Genomic DNA, 16564 nt, shown 5'->3' with positions numbered 1-16564 from the left:
AAGCTGGAGCAGCTGCTGCGCGCGCTGGCCACCGGCAGCACAGAGGGATTCGCCCCGCTGGCGCCCGGCCTGCAGCTGGCAGGCGGCATACGTTACGTGGTCACGCTGGACAGCGACACCGGCCTGCCACCGGGCACGCTGCGCGAACTCGTGGCCGTGGCGGCGCACCCGCTGAACATGCCGCAGCTTGATGCGGCGTCGCGCCGTGTAGTCGGCGGCTACGGCATTTTGCAGCCGCGCGTGGTGACCCCGCTGCCGGACCCTGCAGAGCGCACGCCCTACCACCGGCTGTTTGCCGGCCAATGCGGCATTGACCCCTACAACAACGGCGTCTCCGACCTCTACCAGGACCTGTTCGGCAGCGGCAGCTTCAGCGGCAAGGGGCTGCTGCACGTCGAGGCGGTGCACGCGGTGCTGGCGGCCCGGCTGCCGGACGACGCCGTGCTGAGCCACGACCTGCTGGAAGGCAGCATTGCGCGCTGCGGCTTTGTCAGCGACGTCACGCTGATTGAAGCGCACCCCCACCATGCGGGCGTGGCGGCGTCGCGCAACCATCGCTGGACCCGCGGCGACTGGCAGCTGCTGCCCCTCATGAGGCGCGCCAGGCACTACGGCATCGATGCGCTGGGGCTGTGGAAAATGGCCGACAACCTGCGCCGCTCACTGGTCGTGCCGGCCATGTTCGGGCTGATGACCTGGGTCGTATTCACCGGGGCGCTGCCGCTGGCCATGGCGCTGCTGGCAAGCCTGGCCGCGCTGCTGGCCGGGCCGCTGCTGGGCGCGCTGGCCGGACTGGTCCCGACGCGGCGCGGCATTGCCTGGCGCCACTTTTTTAACATCGGCTTGAACGACCTGCTGCGCGCCTTGGGCAGCACGGCCTGGCAGTTCAGCCAGCTGGCCTCGCACGCGGTGATGTTGCTGGACGCCACCCTGCGTTCGCTCTGGCGCATGGCGGTCAGCCGCCGCCAGCTGCTGGAGTGGACCACCGCCGCGCAGGCCCAGGCGTCGGCCAGCGGCGCGCTGGCGGCGTTCGTGCGGCAGCATGCGCCAGCGTCACTGCTGTGCGCGGCGCTGGCCATGGCGGCGCCCTGGGCGGCTCACCCGCTGGCTGGCCTGGCGCTTTTTTTGCTATGGGCCGCGTCGCCGTTGGGCGCCTGGTGGGCCAGCAGGCCGGGCCCCGTGCGCGCCGCACAGACGCTGCCAGACCGGGACCGGCTTTACCTGCAGGCCCTGGCACGCGACACCTGGCGCTACTTTGAGCACTGCGTCGGCCCCGAAGACAACCACCTGCCGCCGGACAACCTGCAACGCGTGCCTGAGCCCACGCTGGCGCACCGGACATCGCCGACCAACATCGGCTTGTACCTGCTGGCCGTCTGTTGCGCCCGCGAATTTGGCTGGATCAGCACCGGCGAGCTCATCAGCCGCCTCGAAGCCGCGCTGTACAGCGTTGAGCGGCTGCCCAAGCACCACGGCCACCTGCTCAACTGGTACGACACGCGCACGCTCGAAGTGCTGCTGCCGGCCTATGTGTCGTCGGTCGACAGCGGCAACCTGGCCGGCCTGCTGCTGGCGGTGGCGCAGGCCTGCACCGGCCTGGCGCAGCACGGCGCCGACGGCAAGCTGGCGCAGACCGCCCTGCGGCACCTGGCCGAACGCTGCCAGGCCCTCTACGCGGCCATGGATTTCTGCACGCTGTACGACCGCAAGCGCCATCTTTTTCACATCGGCCTGCGGGTGCAGGAGCAGGCGCTGGACGCCAGCTACTACGACCTGCTGGCGTCCGAGTCGCGGCTGACCAGCTTCCTGGCGATTGCCAAGGGCGATGTGCCGCGCCGCCACTGGGCCGCGCTGGGCCGGCCCTTTCTGTCGGTCGGCGTGGCGCCGGGGCTCAAATCGTGGTCGGGGTCCATGTTCGAATACCTGATGCCGTCGCTGCTGATGTTTGAACCTGAGCACGGCTTGCTGCACTCGGCCGCGCGGGCGGCCGTGGCCGAACAGCGGGCTTTCGGCGCCGCGCAGCGCTTGCCTTGGGGTGTGTCGGAGTCGGCCTATTTTGCGCAAGACCATTCGCTGGCCTACCAGTATTCACCGTTTGGCGTGCCGCGCCTGGCGCTGCGGCGCACGCCGTCCACCGAACGGGTGGTCGCGCCCTATGCCACGATGCTGGCCACGCTGTTTGAGCCGCGCCAGGCTGTTGCCAATTTGCTGCGGCTGGAACGGCTGGGCGCGCGCGGCGAGCTGGGCCTGTTTGAGGCGCTGGACTTCACCGCGTCGCGCCAGCACGGCAAACAGTCGTTCAGCATTGTCGAAACCTTCATGGCGCACCACCAGGGCATGTCGCTGGTGGCGCTGTGCAACGTGCTGTGCCTTGACGCGCCCCGGCGCTGGTTTGCGGCCCACCCGCAGGTCGCGGCGCACGCGGCGCTGTTGCAGGAGCGTTGCCCGCGCCAGATCGTCGAAAGCGCCGACCCGCGCACGCTGCCCGAGCCCAGCAGCCATGGACCGGAGCCGGTGTTTCACACGCGCGACGTGAACCCGCGAAACCCCGGCTGGAAACCCACCCACCTGCTGTCCAACGGACGCTACAGCGTGGCCTTGCACGCCAATGGCGCCGGCCTTAGCCGCTGGAAGGGGCGCAACGTCACGCGCTGGCGCGACGACCTGCTGAGGGACAACTACGGCAGTTTTTTTTACCTGCGCCGAAACGGCCAGCAAACAGCGGTTTCCCTGACCGCCACGCCGGCACCGGGCACCGACTGGCGCTACCAGGCGCGCTTCATGGCCGACCGGGTGCAGTTTGACGCGCAGGGCGACGACCTGATCGCAAGCATCACCGTGCTGGTCAGCCCTGAAGATGACACCGAACTGCGCACCGTGGCGCTGCACAACACGGGGCGCACCGAACAGCTGCTGGAACTCGTCTCCTGCTTTGAAGCCGTGCTGGCCGACCCGCGCGCCGATGCAGCGCACCCGGCGTTTTCCAACCTGTTCGTGCAGACCCACTGGGCCCCCCAATGGCGCGCCCTGACGCTCACGCGCCGGCCCCGCCTGCAGGGCGATCCGCCCATGTCGGTGTCACACTTTCTGGCCGAGGCCGAGGCCGACCTGCTGTCGGTGGACTGCATCACCGATCGCCGGGTGTTTGCCGGCCGCCACCAGAGTGCGCACCAGCCCGCCCTGATGGCGCAGCCCATGGACCAGGACGGCCAGCCCATCAACGGCCTCGACCCGGTGGCCAGCCTGCGCGTGACGCTACGGCTGGCACCCGGCGCCATGGCCAGGCTGAGCTTTGCCACCACCGCGACCAGCGCCGGGGATGAACTGGCAGCGAACATCGACAAGTACCTGCAGCCCATGCATGTGGAACGCGCCACCCGAATGGCCGCCACCCTGGCCCAGGTGCGGCTGCGCGACCTGGGGTTGACCCCCGAGGAAAACCTGGCCATGCAGGACCTGACCACCGCACTGATGTACAGCATGCCCCGACCGGGGGCCGAACCCACGCCGCTGGACCAGCGCCAGCTCTGGCGCTTCGCCATTTCGGGCGACAAGCCGATCGTGCTGGTGCGCATCCATTCGCACAGCGGCATCCCGCTGGTGCATGCGCTGCTGCGGGCGCAGCCCTGGTGGGCCTTCGGCGGGCTGGCGGTTGACGTGGTGGTACTCAACAGCGAGCCCAACGCCTACCTGATGCCCCTGCAGCGCGACATTCTGGCGCTGCGCGACCGGCTGATGCAAGCGGTACAGCACAGCTTTCCGGGCGACGACGCGGCGGCCTCCTCTGCGGATTTCTATCTGCTGCGAGAGCAGGAAACGACCACCGCCGAGAAGACCGCGCTGGCCGGGCTGGCGCGGGTCGTGCTCACCGCCGACGGCCGGCCCCTGGAAGCGCAGGTAGCCGCCCTGCGCGAGAGCGGGCGGCTGCCGCAGGGCAGCGCCGGGTCCCGGGCGCTGCTTGCCGGCCGGGCGCCCATTGCCACGGCCGCAACCGCGGCTGAAACGGCACCTGCGGGCCGTTTCGATGCCGACAGCGGCGAGTTCCGTTTCGAGCTGCAAGGCGGCCAGACGCTGCCCCGGCCGTGGGTCAACGTCATTGCCAACGAGACCTTCGGGTTTCAGGTATCCGAGAGAGGCAGCGGCTACACCTGGGCGGGCAACAGCCGCTTGTACCAGATCACGCCATGGTCCAACGACCCGGTGCGCGACCCCGCCCGTGAGCATTGGCTGCTGCAGGACCTGGACAGCGGCGAGGTCATTCCCCTGACGCCTTCCTTGCTGGCCGCGCCAGACAGCCGCTGGCGCGTGCGCCACGGCCAGGGCTATTCCGTGTTTGAGGGTCTGCAAGGCGGGCTGCAACTGGAAACCACTTTTTTCGCAGCCCTGGACGAGGCGGTGAAAGTAGTCCAGGTGCGCGTGCGGCACGAAGCTGCGGGCCGGCGGCGGCTGCGCGCCGTGGCCCTGGTGGAATGGCAGATGGGCGAGGCACGCGGCACGCGGCGCACGCTGCACACCTGGAAAGCCCCTGCGCAGGCCGCCGTGTTTGCCCAGCAACGCGAAAGCCAGGGCGGCTTCGGCGGCGCCACCGCTTTTCTGGCCTTGCTCGACACCGCCAGCGCCGCAACCGGCTTGCAATGGACCTGCCATCGCGGCGAATTCTTCGACCCGCTGGGGCGTCTGGTGCTGCCCGCCGCTTTGGGCGAACGCAGTGGCGGCGGGCTGGACCCCTGCGCTGCCATGACCAGCGAATTCGAGTTGGCCAGGGGCGGTGCACTGGCCTTCAGTTTCGTTCTGGGCCATGCGGACGACGCTGCGCGTGCCGAGCGCATGGCGCTGCAATGGAGCGCGCCCAACGCCAGCCAGGACAGCCAGGCGCTGGCAGTCGTCAAGGCCTGGTGGTCTCAGCTGCTGGGCAAGGTCCAGGTCAAGACCCCCGACGCCAAATTCGACGCTCTGATCAACCACTGGCTGCTTTACCAGACCGTGGCGTGCCGCCTCTGGTCCAAGGCCGGTTTCTACCAGGCCGGTGGCGCTTCGGGCTTTCGGGACCAGCTGCAGGATGCGATGGCGCTGGCGCTGGCCGACCCGGCGCGGCTGCGCGCGCAAATCGTGCTGAATGCCTCGCGCCAGTTCCCCGAAGGCGATGTCCAGCACTGGTGGCACGCACCCAGCGGCGCAGGGGTACGCACGCATTTTTCCGACGACCTGCTCTGGCTGCCTTACGCCTGCACGCACTACATCGCGGTGACGGGCGACCTGGCCCTGCTCGACGAGTCCGTAGCGTTCATTGACGGCCCGCCCATTCCCGAAGGCGCAGAAGACGCCTACTACACGCCCCAGACCAGCGGCCCATCGGCCAGCGTTTACGAGCACTGCGCCCGCACCATCGACCGCAGCCTGGCGGTGGGCGCACACGGCTTGCCGCTGATGGGCACCGGCGACTGGAACGACGGCATGAACCGCGTTGGCCATGAAGGGCGGGGCGAATCGGTCTGGCTCGGCTGGTTTTTGTGCAGCGTGGTCGAAGGCTGTCTGCCGTTTGCCACGCTGCGCGGCGACGAGGCGCGGGCCCGGCGCTGGCTTGAAGCGCGCAAGGGCTGGATTACCGCGCTGCACGACGCCGGCTGGGATGGCGCCTGGTTCCGCCGCGCCTTTTTCGACAACGGCGCGCCGCTGGGGTCAAGCGCCAATACCGAATGCCACATTGATCTGATTGCCCAGGCCTGGTCGGTGCTGTCCGGCGCCTCGACGCCAGCGTTCACCAAGTCGGCGATGCTGGCGCTCAACAGCCAGCTGATCGATGAGAAAGCCGGCTTGCTGCGCCTGCTCGATCCGCCTTTTGCGCATTCGGCCAACAACCCCGGCTACATCCAGGCGTATCCACCCGGCGTACGCGAAAACGGCGGGCAGTATTCCCACGCCGGCGTCTGGGCGCTGATGGCCCAAGCCCTGAGCGGCGACACCGAAGGCGCCTGGCGCAGCTTTGAAGCCCTCAGCCCCGCACACCGCAGCGCCCATCCCCAGCGCGGTCCGGCGTATGAACTGGAGCCTTACGTGATGGCGGGCGACATCTACAGCGCGCCGCCGTATGTCGGCCGGGGCGGCTGGAGCTGGTACACCGGCTCGGCGGCCTGGCTGTACCGCGCGGCGATGGAGACACTGCTGGGCCTGGCCGTGCAGCCCGGCCGGCTGTCCCTGTCGCCGCGCCTGCCGGCGCATTGGCCCGCCGTGGAAATTCGCCTGAAGTTGCAGGGGCGCGACATCACGGTGCACTGGCAGCGCCAGCGCGATGCCGAATCGCCACTGAAAGCCGACCAGTTGCTGGGCTGGGGCGAGTGGGTAGAACTGGCGACCTTGCCGCAGCAAGCCGTGCTGCGGGTGCATGGCGAAGCGGTGCCGGAGCAGCCCCCGGACATGGCAGCGCCAGGCTGGCCGCCGTGACCATGCGCAGCTTGACTACTATGAATTCAATAGCTGCTGACATCCTCTGCTATTGGGCTAGAGGCCAAAAACGCTTGATAAATTGGTCAGACCCTGATTTGCAGCCCCGCCGTCCCTACGAGCCCAAAAACTCGCCAATCGGTTTCAGGTCATCGACCCGGTCACAAACGGACTTGACGATCATCAAAATGGGAATGCCCAGCAGCAAGCCCCAGACGCCCCACAGCCAGCCCCAGGCCAGCAGCCCCACAAACACCGCCACCGGACTCAGGCGGCTGGCGCGGCTGGTCAGCCAGGGCGTGAGCAGGTTGCCCACAAAAGTGTGAATCAGCACGGAGGCACCGCCCACCGCCAGGGCCATGTTGAGTGAACCAAACTGCAAAAATCCGACCAGCGCCGAGGCCGCTGCGGTGACCAGTGAGCCCACATAAGGCACCAGATTCAGCACGCCAGCGGCAATGCCCCACACCGCAGCATTTTCCAGTCCGATGGCGAAAAAAGCCAGTCCGGTCATGACGCCCACCAGCGCGCTGGTCAGCAACTGCACCTGCAGGTAGCGCTGAATCTGGCCGGTGATTTCATTGAGCGCCTGCAACGTTATTTTTTTCTTGCTGAGGGTGGGACCGGCCAGCTTGATCAGCTTGCGGCGAAAGGTGTCGCCCGAGAGCATCAGAAAATAAGTCAGAAAAACGACCACCGTGCTCTGGCCTATCAGGGCCAACAAACCCATCGTGCCCGACCACAGGTAGTCCTTGACGTTGAACCGCGACGACTCGACCACCACCCGCATGGCGCCGCGGCTCGTGATGGGCGCGGCCCCGCTTTCCTGCGCCGCCTGCTCAATCTGGGAGGCGGCTTTCTGCACGGTTTGCAGCGCACTGTCCGATTTTCCGCCTGACGTTTTCACGGCCTGCCTGAACTTTTGCGCCGCCGCCGGCAGCGCATTGACCAGCTGTGCGGCCTCGTTGCTGAGCGAATAGGCGGTCAACCCGATCGCGCCACCCAGGCTCGCCAACAGCAGCGCAGCGCCCAGCCAGCGCGGCACGCGTTTAAATTCCATCCAGTTGACCAGCGGCGAGAGCGCGTAACTGAACATCACGCTAAGCATCACCGGGATAAAAACATCCTTGGCCCAGTGCAGCACAAAAATGCTCGCCAGCACGGCCAGCAGCACCAGCGACACATTGCGGATGTCCACCGGCATGTGAAGCAGCACCCGCTCCGGGTCGGACAGCATCGCCACTTCAGGCGCGACCACGGGCGCATCCGGAACGATTTCTTCAGTCATTTTTGCCTCGTCAAGAGTTCCCACGTCAGCCCACCATCGCTTCGCGCACCGCGCTGAGCTGGCGGCGTGACACCGCCAGCAGCTCGTCAATGCCCCTGAGCCGCACCGCCCAGCCTTCGCCTTCCTCGGGGTCGAAATGCTTTTCAAGCGCCCGCACGGCGCGCCGCGCAATCAGCGCATTGCGGTGGATGCGCATGAATTGCGCCGCATGGCGCGCTTCCAGCTCGTTCAGTGAACCGTCCAGAATGTAGCTGCGGCGGGCGGTGCGCACCGTGATGTATTTAAGCTCGGCCTTGAAGTACAGCACCTCTGCCAGCGGCACCCGCTCGGTCCCGCCACGGTCCTGAATGATCAGCATTTCTTCAGTCAAATCAGGCTTTAGCGCCCGTTCTGATTGCGCGAGTCGCTCCACTTTTTGCAGCATCTGCTGCAAACGCTCGAGCCGCACCGGCTTGGTCAGGTAGTCCATGGCTTCGAGTTCGAAGGCCTGCACCGCGTGTTCGGAATGGGCCGTTACGAACACCACGGCGGGCGGCCGGGGCAAGGCGGCAATGCGTTGCGCCAGCGCGATGCCATCAAGCCCGGGCATGCGGATGTCCAGCAACACCACGTCAAAACTGCCGCGCTGCAGCGCTGTCATGGCCTGCACGGCATCGGCCGCTTCCGCCGCCACCTGCGCGGCCGGCGCCACGCAGTCGCCCAGCAGGGTGCGCAGCCGCGCGCGGGCCAGCGCTTCGTCGTCCACCACCAGCACGTTCAAGCTCATACGGGAATCTCCAGTCTGACCTGAAATACGCCATTTTTAAACACGATTTTGAACTGTGACTGCACATCATGCATCAGCGCAAGTCGCTCACGCACATTGGCCAGCGCCAGCCCGTGGCCGTGCGCGCCCACCCCGGCGGGCGTTGAATTGCTGACCTTGACCACCACCGTGCTGCCGCGCCTGAGCGTGGAGATTTTGATGTGCGCGCCGCTGGCGCTGGGCTCCACGCCGTGCATGACCGCGTTTTCAACCAGCGGCTGCAGCAGCAACGGCGGCAGCCGGGCGGGGTCGGCACGCGGGTCCAGGCTCCACTGCACCTGCAGGCGATCGCCAAAACGGATCTTCTCGATCGCCAGGTAACGTTGCGCCAGCGCAATTTCCTGGCCCAGCGTGACCGACTCGGCCGGGTCGGCCAGCGCGTGACGAAACAGCTCGCTCAAATCCTCCAGCACGGTCTCGGCCTTGGCCGGTTCGGCGCGCACCAGCGCAATGGCGCTGTTGAGCGTGTTGAACAGGAAATGCGGCCGGATGCGCGACTGCAGCTCGGCCAGCCTTGCCGCCGTGGCCGCCGGGGTGCGCGCCTTGGTACGCCAGAAAAGGCCCGCCAGCACCACCGACGACAGCAGCGCGCCCGACGCCGCGCTGGCCCACCAGGGCGCCGGTTGCAGCAGCCCCATCAGGGCCAGCAGGCCGCAGCCATACAGCCCGGCGGCGACACCCAGCGCCATGCCGGCCAGCCACTGGGGCGCGGGCGCCAGCCGATTCAGCCGCGCCTTGAGTGCGCAAACAGCGATCAGCCAGGCCAGCGTGGCGGGCAGCACACCCCCGGTCAGCAAAGAAAAGCGCAGCAACCACTCGGCGGCCTGACCGGCCCCAAACATGGCGGCCACGCCCACCACCGCCTCGACAAACAGCACCACACGCAGCACCACCCCGACGTGGCAGGCGTCAAACATGCTGGCGCGCGCCACCGGGCGCGGCGCCACCTCACCGCATTCCAGGAGAAGGCCGCTATGCAGCGTGGAATCTTCAAAATTCAAGGGGGACAGCGGTTTCATCGGTTTTGTGGACGGTGTGGGACTCGTTTCAGCCTCGTGGGCGGCCCGGCGCGCAGATAAAATAAAGTGATCGAGTATTGCACCGCTCATGGCTTTTACGCCATGGGTTGAAACACCGGTGAAGCCGCGCCCCGCCGCATACTTGTCCACCACAGCGCACGACCCGACCCGTGTGCGCCCCCAAAGAAAGCCCGCAGTGAATCAATTCGACAAAAAATCCCAAGCCTGGTCCGCCCTGTTTTCAGAGCCCATGAGCGACCTGGTCAAGCGCTACACGGCCAGCGTGTTTTTTGACAAACGCCTGTGGCAGGCCGACATCACCGGCTCGCTGGCCCACGCCGAGATGCTGGCCGCGCAAAAAGTCATTGCACCGGCAGACTACGCCGCCATCCAGAGCGGCATGGCGCAAATCACGGCGGACATCGAATCCGGCGCGTTTGAATGGAAGCTCGACCTGGAAGACGTGCACCTGAACATCGAAGCACGCCTGACGCAAATCGTGGGCGACGCCGGCAAGCGCCTGCACACCGGCCGTTCCAGAAACGACCAGGTTGCCACCGACGTGCGCCTGTGGCTGCGCGGCGAGATTGACCTGATCAGCGCCCTGCTCACCGATTTTCAAAAAGCACTGGTCGACATCGCCGAAAAAAATGTGGACGTCATCCTGCCCGGCTTCACGCACTTGCAGGTGGCCCAGCCCGTGAGCTTTGGCCACCACATGCTTGCTTACGTCGAAATGTTTGCCCGCGATGCCGAACGCATGCAGGATGTGCGCAAGCGCGTCAACCGCCTGCCGCTGGGCGCCGCGGCCCTGGCCGGCACCAGCTACCCGCTGGACCGCGAGCGCGTGGCCCGCACGCTGGGCATGGTCGATGACCAAGGCCAGCCGCAAGTCTGCCAAAACAGCCTGGACGCCGTGAGCGACCGCGATTTTGCGATTGAATTCACGGCCGCCGCCTCGCTGGCCATGGTGCACATCAGCCGCATGAGCGAAGAACTGGTGCTGTGGATGAGCCAGAGCTTTGGCTTCATCGACATTGCCGACCGCTTTTGCACCGGCTCATCCATCATGCCGCAAAAGAAAAATCCCGATGTGCCCGAACTCGCGCGCGGCAAGACCGGCCGCGTGGTGGGCCACCTGATGGGCTTGATCACGCTCATGAAAGGCCAGCCGCTGGCCTACAACAAGGACAACCAGGAAGACAAGGAACCGCTGTTTGACACGGTGGACACGCTGAAAGACACGCTGCGCATTTTTGCCGACATGGTGGGCGGCATCACGGTCAAGCCCGAGGCCATGGAGCGCGCCGCCCTGCGCGGCTACGCCACCGCCACCGACCTGGCCGACTACATGACCAAAAAAGGCCTGCCGTTTCGCGATGCCCACGAAACCGTGGCGCATGCGGTCAAGGCCGCGATTTCACACAACGTCGACCTGTCGGAGTTGCCGCTCGAAGTGCTGCAGCAGTTCAGCCCCAGCATTGAAAAAGACGTGTACGACGTGCTCAGCCTGCGCGGCTCGCTGAATGCGCGCAACATCCTGGGCGGCACCGCGCCAGCGCAGGTACGGGCGCAGATTGCGCGGCACCGGGCGCGCCTGGGCTGAACCCGGCATTGCTTGCAGCGCCTTGTTCTGCGCCACCCGCTTGAGCGTTTCAAACCGCAAATTGCGCCAGATCAATTCCTGACGCACCCGGCGCGCTTAGGCTCATGTGCATGTGGATAGACCTCCTCCTGAAAGCACGAAGGCCGCGGCCCGCTGCGGTGCTGGCACTGACCCTGATCTTCGCCGCGCAGCTTGCGATGGCGCAGCAGGAGGGCTGGGGGGTTGCGGTGTCGAACGACGCCACAGCCGTGGCAGCGGCGCCCGATACCTCCGGGACACCCGCTGCGCTGCCAGCAGGCGATGAGCCGCAAACGCCTGCAGACGAAGCACCTGCGGCAGCGAAACCTGTACCCGCGGTATCTGCCACTACGGAACTTGAACGCGCGCAGCCTGCAGCGGTCAGCGAAAGAACCACACGGTTTCGCACAGCAGCGTTGATGGCCGCCAGCATCGGCGGAACGCTGGCCTACGGGCGGGCCAAGTGGTGGCAAGACGGGTTCGGCGGTGGTTTCAAGACCGTCAATGAAGGCTGGTTCGGCCAGGACACGCGCTATGGCGGCGCCGACAAGCTCGGCCATGCGATGTTTGCCTACACCGGCACCCGGCTGCTGACGCAGGCCTTCGGGTGGGCGGGACACGACTCAAGCACCGCCCTGAAGCTCGGGTTGTGGACCTCGGTCGGCACCTTGATGGGGGTCGAGTTGATCGACGGTTTCTCCAGGAAATGGCGCTTCTCGAAGGAAGATGCCCTGGCCAATCTTGCAGGCGGCGCGCTGGCCTATGTGCTGGAGCGCAACCCCGAACTGGACGCGCTGCTCGACCTGCGGCTTCAATACAGCTCGCCGTCAGGGGGGCGCCAGTTCGATCCGTTTGGCGACTATTCCAGCCAACGCTACCTGCTGGTGCTCAAGGCCAGCGGCGTCCCGGCACTCAAGCAGCACCCGCTGCTCAAGTACCTTGAGATCAACCTCGGCTACGGCGCGCGCACCTTCGACTCGGACTCGCGCGCCCCGACGCAGCTGAGCCGCCACGCCTACTTCGGCGTCTCGCTCAACCTGTCGGAACTGCTGCGCAACACGGTCTACAAGGGCAACGCCAGCCCTACGCGGACGCAGCAGGTGACCGAGACCTTGTTCGAGTTCATGCAAATTCCCGCTGCCACGGTGCAGTCTGAGCGTGACATTCGCTGAGGGGCTGGTGGCTCTGGGGCCAGAAACGCGGTAGCACCTGCCATTGGCAAGCTTGGTGCATAAGTCCGAGTTATTAACAGCTTGCACAATGCACCATCCCAAAACGCACCCACTGGCTTGCGACGGCGCAGCACCCCCCGGGTGGCAGAAAAGTTGTCTCAGCTGGAAATGTAGACGCCTGAGCGCCAGCGCCGCAGGCAAGCGCTTTAAGCCCCGTCTAAGCTACACACGCCAGACTCTGCCACTTCAAGGAACCCCCGATGCGCTTACTGCTGGTTGAAGACGACGCCATGATCGGCGAGGCGGTGCTGCAGGTGCTGCGCGCCGAACACTATGCCGTGGACTGGGTGCGCGACGGCGCTATGGCCGACGCGGCGCTGCTGGGTGAACACTATGACCTGGTGCTGCTCGACCTGGGCCTGCCCAAGCGCGACGGCCTGGAGGTGCTGCGCGCGCTGCGGGCCCGGCGCGCTACCGTTCCGGTGCTGGTCGCCACGGCCCGGGACGCGGTGGGCGACCGGATTGCCGGCCTCGATGCCGGGGCCGACGACTATGTGGTCAAGCCCTATGACATTGACGAGCTGCTGGCCCGCATTCGCGCCCTGCTGCGCCGCAGTGCCGGCCGGGGCGAACCGGTGTTTGAGCACAAGGGCGTGAGCCTGAACCCGGCCACCCGCGAAGCCACCGTGCAGGGCCAGCCGGTGTCGCTGTCGGCGCGCGAATGGGCCGTGCTCGAACCGCTGCTGGCCCGTCCCGGTGCCGTGCTGTCACGCGCCCAGCTCGAAGAAAAACTCTACAGCTGGAAGGACGACATCAGCAGCAACGCGGTCGAAGTCTATATTCACGGCGTGCGCAAAAAACTCGGGGCCGACCTGATCCAGACTGTGCGCGGCCTGGGCTATGTGGTGCCCAAAGAATGACCGGCGCCGCACAGCGAACTTCGCATTCACTGAGAAGCCGCCTGCTCTGGTTTGTGCTGGCCGCCATTTTGCTGGCAACTGCATTGCAGGCCATAACCGCTTACCGCGGCGCACTGCAACAGGCCGACGCCCTGTTCGATGACCATCTGCAGCAAATGGCACGCTCGATGCGCAGCGGCGTGCCGCTGGGCTTGCCCCTGGCGGAAGGCGGCAGTGAATCAGGCTTTGACCTCTATGTGCAGATCTGGGGCCCAGACGGCACGCCGTTGTTTCGCTCCACGCACACGGAACTGCCGCCGCGTGCGGTACTGGGCTTTTCGGATGTGGAAGCCAATGGCAACCGCTACCGGGTTTATTCGCTGCAAACGCCCTCGCAAACCGTGCAGATCGCGCAAGACCTGGACGACCGTGCCGCGCGGGCCCGCGCGCTGGCCTTGAACGCCGTGCTGCCGTTTGTCCTGCTCACGCCTTTGCTGATGCTGGCGGTCTGGTGGGTAATCACCCGATCGCTCGCGCCTGTGGAGCGCACGCGCCGCGAGGTCGCCCGCCGCGCCGCCGATGATCTTTCGCCACTGGCCAATGAGGGCCTGCCCGACGAAGTGCGGCCGCTGGTCGATGAACTCAATTTGCTGTTTGGCCGGGTGCGCAGTGCCTTTGAGGCGCAGAAGAATTTTGTCGCCGATGCCGCGCACGAACTGCGCTCTCCCCTCACCGCCCTGAAGCTTCAGGCCCAGGCGCTGCGCCGCACTGATGCCGATCCCGCCGCGCGCGAAGCCGCTGTTGCGCGGCTGAACCAGGGTATAGACCGGGCGATCCGGGGCGTCGAGCAACTGCTGCTGCTGGCGCGCGAAGAAGCCGGTTCGGGGCAAGCCCCGGGTGCCGCCGGGCGGGCCGATTTGCAGCAGGTCGTGAAGCTGGCCGTGGCGGATGTTCTGCCGCAGGCCCGGAACAAGAACATCGACCTGGGCCTGGCCGGCAACCCATCCGCGCAGACAACGCCAGAGGTCAGCGGCCAGGCCGAAGCCTTGCGGATTTTGCTGCGCAACCTGCTGGAAAACGCCGTCAAGTACACGCCGACTGACGGCCGGGTCGATGTGTCGCTGGCCGAGCAGCAAGGCCAGCCGGTGCTGACGGTGGAAGACAGCGGACCCGGCATTGCACCAGAAAACCGCCTCCGTGTGTTTGACCGCTTCTTTCGCGCCAGCGATACGGCGCAGGAGACCGGCAGTGGCCTGGGGCTGGCCATCGTCAAGGCGATTGCCGACCGGCACGGCGCGGCCTTGGTACTTGGCCGCTCCGAACGCCTGGGCGGCCTGAAGGTCGAAGTGCGCTTTGCGGCGGCCCGGCCCCTTTAAAGCAACTTTAAGTTTGGCCTAAGCCTGCGTCCTCATAGTTGCCTGCATCGGCACCAAGGTGTGCCCTCTCCAATGCAAGGAACCATTCCCATGAAATCCACCGCCTTGAACAATACCCGGCTGGTCGTTGCGCTGCTGGCCGCTGGCGCCATTGGGGGCGCCGGGGTGGGCGCATTCAATGCCGCGCACACCCGGGCCACCGCCGCCGTGTCTCCGCCGGCCATCGTCGCCAGCAGCCTGGCGGCCACACCCATGGCCCTGCCCGACTTTTCACAAATTACCGAACGCTACGGTCCGTCCGTGGTCAACATCAGCGTGACCGGCACCACCAAGGTGTCCAACGACTCGCCCCTGGCACAGGGCGGCAGTGGCGATGAAGAAGATCGCCTGCCCAGCGGTCCACTGGCTGAATTTTTACGCCGCTTCCAGCAGGGCCAGGGCCATCGTCCGGGCGCAGGCCGGGGCGAATATGGCGACCAGCAGGAAATGCCAACGCGCGGCCAGGGTTCGGGCTTTATCGTCAGCGCCGACGGCATCATTTTGACCAATGCCCATGTCGTTAGCGGCGCGAAGGAAGTCACCGTCAAACTGACCGACCGGCGCGAATTCCGCGCCAAGGTGCTAGGGGCCGACACCAAGACCGACATCGCCGTGCTCAAGATCGAGGCCAGCAACCTGCCGGTCGCCAGCCTGGGCAAAACCAGCGATCTCAAGGTCGGCGAATGGGTGCTGGCCATCGGCTCGCCCTTCGGTTTTGAAAACACGGTGACGGCCGGCGTCGTCAGCGCCAAGGGCCGGTCCCTGCCCGATGACAGCGCCGTGCCTTTCATCCAGACCGACGTCGCCATCAACCCCGGCAACTCCGGCGGGCCGCTGTTCAACACGCGCGGCGAGGTGGTCGGCATCAACTCGCAGATCTACTCCCGCAGCGGCGGCTACCAGGGTGTGTCGTTTGCCATCCCGATTGACGTGGCGACCAGAATCAAGAACCAGATCGTGGCCACCGGCAAGGTCGAACATGCCCGGCTGGGCGTGGCGGTGCAGGAAATCAACCAGGCTTTTGCCGACTCCTTCAAGCTCGACAAGCCCGAAGGCGCGCTGGTGTCCTCGGTTGAAAAAGGCAGCCCGGCCGACAAGGCGGGCCTGCAGTCGGGCGACGTGATTCGCCAGGTCAACGGCCAGCCGATTGTGTCGTCGGGTGATTTGCCGGCAGTGATAGGCCTGGCCGCGCCGGGCGACACCGTCAAGCTGGGTGTCTGGCGCCAGGGTGCATCGAAAGAAATCACCGCGCGCCTGGCCAACGCCGATGACAAGGCCGCGCAGGTCGCCGGCAAAAAAGACGCCCCCGGCCAGGGCCGGCTGGGCTTGGCGCTGCGTCCGCTGCAGCCCGATGAACGACAGGAAGCGGGCATTGACAGCGGCCTGGTGGTCCAGCAGGCAAGCGGCCCGGCGGCACTGGCCGGCGTGCAGGCGGGCGACGTGCTGCTCTCGATCAACGGCATTCCCGTAAAAAACATCGACCAGGTGCGTGCCACCGTGGCCAAGTCGCAAAAATCGGTGGCGCTGCTGATCCTGCGGGGAGACAGCAAGATTTTTGTGCCGGTGAATCTGGGCTGATGCGCGCACGCAGGGTGCGCAACGTCTTGCGCTGCTGAAATAAATTAAGCCAGGCCAGCCTTCGCTCAAAATTTATTCAATCGCTCCCACACCCAAAGCGCTAGCATCAAGGCTTTCCAATCAGGCGCTGCAGGAGACCAGACAATGACCGTGATCACCAATATCGAAGACCTGCGCGTGCTTGCGCAAAAACGCGTTCCCCGCATGTTTTACGACTACGCCGACTCCGGCTCCTGGACCGAAAGCACCTACCGCGCCAACGAAACGGATTTCCAGAAGATCAAGCTGCGCCAGCGCGTCGCGGTGAACATGGAAAACCGCAG

General features: G+C 66.1%; 10 protein-coding genes. 7 read left to right on the top strand and 3 right to left on the bottom strand.

Annotated features, from left to right (window positions below; all coding sequences use genetic code 11):
- The coding region (locus tag Q8K05_RS10495) for a GH36-type glycosyl hydrolase domain-containing protein (RefSeq protein WP_305246565.1) at positions 1 to 6441 on the top strand (6441 nt) is incomplete at its 5' end.
- A 115-nt stretch (positions 6442 to 6556) separates the two neighbouring features.
- Here the strand turns inward: Q8K05_RS10495 and Q8K05_RS10490 are convergent.
- From Q8K05_RS10490 to Q8K05_RS10480, 3 genes are read right to left on the bottom strand one after another with little or no spacing between them, the layout of a single operon-like run.
- On the bottom strand, positions 6557 to 7729 hold the full coding sequence (locus tag Q8K05_RS10490; RefSeq protein ID WP_305246564.1) for an AI-2E family transporter: 1173 nt from the start codon (positions 7727 to 7729) through the stop codon (positions 6557 to 6559).
- 25 nt (positions 7730 to 7754) lie between these two features.
- A complete protein-coding gene (locus tag Q8K05_RS10485) occupies positions 7755 to 8495 on the bottom strand; it encodes a LytTR family DNA-binding domain-containing protein (protein WP_305246563.1) in 741 nt (246 codons plus the stop codon).
- Positions 8492 to 9553: a sensor histidine kinase gene (locus Q8K05_RS10480; protein WP_305246562.1), complete on the bottom strand. Its 1062-nt coding sequence runs from the start codon at positions 9551 to 9553 to the stop codon at positions 8492 to 8494. The genes Q8K05_RS10485 and Q8K05_RS10480 overlap by 4 nt, the downstream gene beginning before the upstream one ends.
- 196 nt (positions 9554 to 9749) lie before the next feature.
- Between Q8K05_RS10480 and argH the strand changes: the two genes are divergently transcribed.
- From argH to Q8K05_RS10450, 6 genes are all read left to right on the top strand, one after another.
- On the top strand, positions 9750 to 11159 hold the full coding sequence (gene argH, locus Q8K05_RS10475) for an argininosuccinate lyase (protein WP_305246561.1): 1410 nt from the start codon (positions 9750 to 9752) through the stop codon (positions 11157 to 11159).
- 110 nt (positions 11160 to 11269) lie between these two features.
- Complete coding sequence (locus Q8K05_RS10470) at positions 11270 to 12349, top strand: DUF2279 domain-containing protein (RefSeq protein WP_305246560.1); 1080 nt, start codon at positions 11270 to 11272, stop codon at positions 12347 to 12349.
- 260 nt (positions 12350 to 12609) lie between these two features.
- Positions 12610 to 13269, top strand: a complete 660-nt coding sequence (locus tag Q8K05_RS10465) for a response regulator (RefSeq protein WP_305246559.1) — start codon at positions 12610 to 12612, stop codon at positions 13267 to 13269.
- Entirely contained in the window at positions 13266 to 14624 is a 1359-nt protein-coding gene (locus Q8K05_RS10460; RefSeq protein WP_305246558.1) for an ATP-binding protein, read from the top strand. The genes Q8K05_RS10465 and Q8K05_RS10460 overlap by 4 nt, the downstream gene beginning before the upstream one ends.
- Positions 14625 to 14714: 90 nt before the next feature.
- Positions 14715 to 16241 (top strand): DegQ family serine endoprotease, encoded by a 1527-nt coding sequence (locus Q8K05_RS10455; protein ID WP_305246557.1) that lies wholly within the window; start codon positions 14715 to 14717, stop codon positions 16239 to 16241.
- 144 nt (positions 16242 to 16385) lie between these two features.
- Positions 16386 to 16564, top strand: a 179-nt coding sequence (locus Q8K05_RS10450; protein WP_305246566.1) for an alpha-hydroxy-acid oxidizing protein, incomplete at its 3' end; no start/stop codon positions are given.

The sequence above is a fragment of the Polaromonas sp. genome (genome assembly GCF_030682935.1).
GTDB lineage: Bacteria > Pseudomonadota > Gammaproteobacteria > Burkholderiales > Burkholderiaceae_C > Polaromonas.
This window is presented reverse-complemented; position numbering and strand designations above follow the sequence as displayed.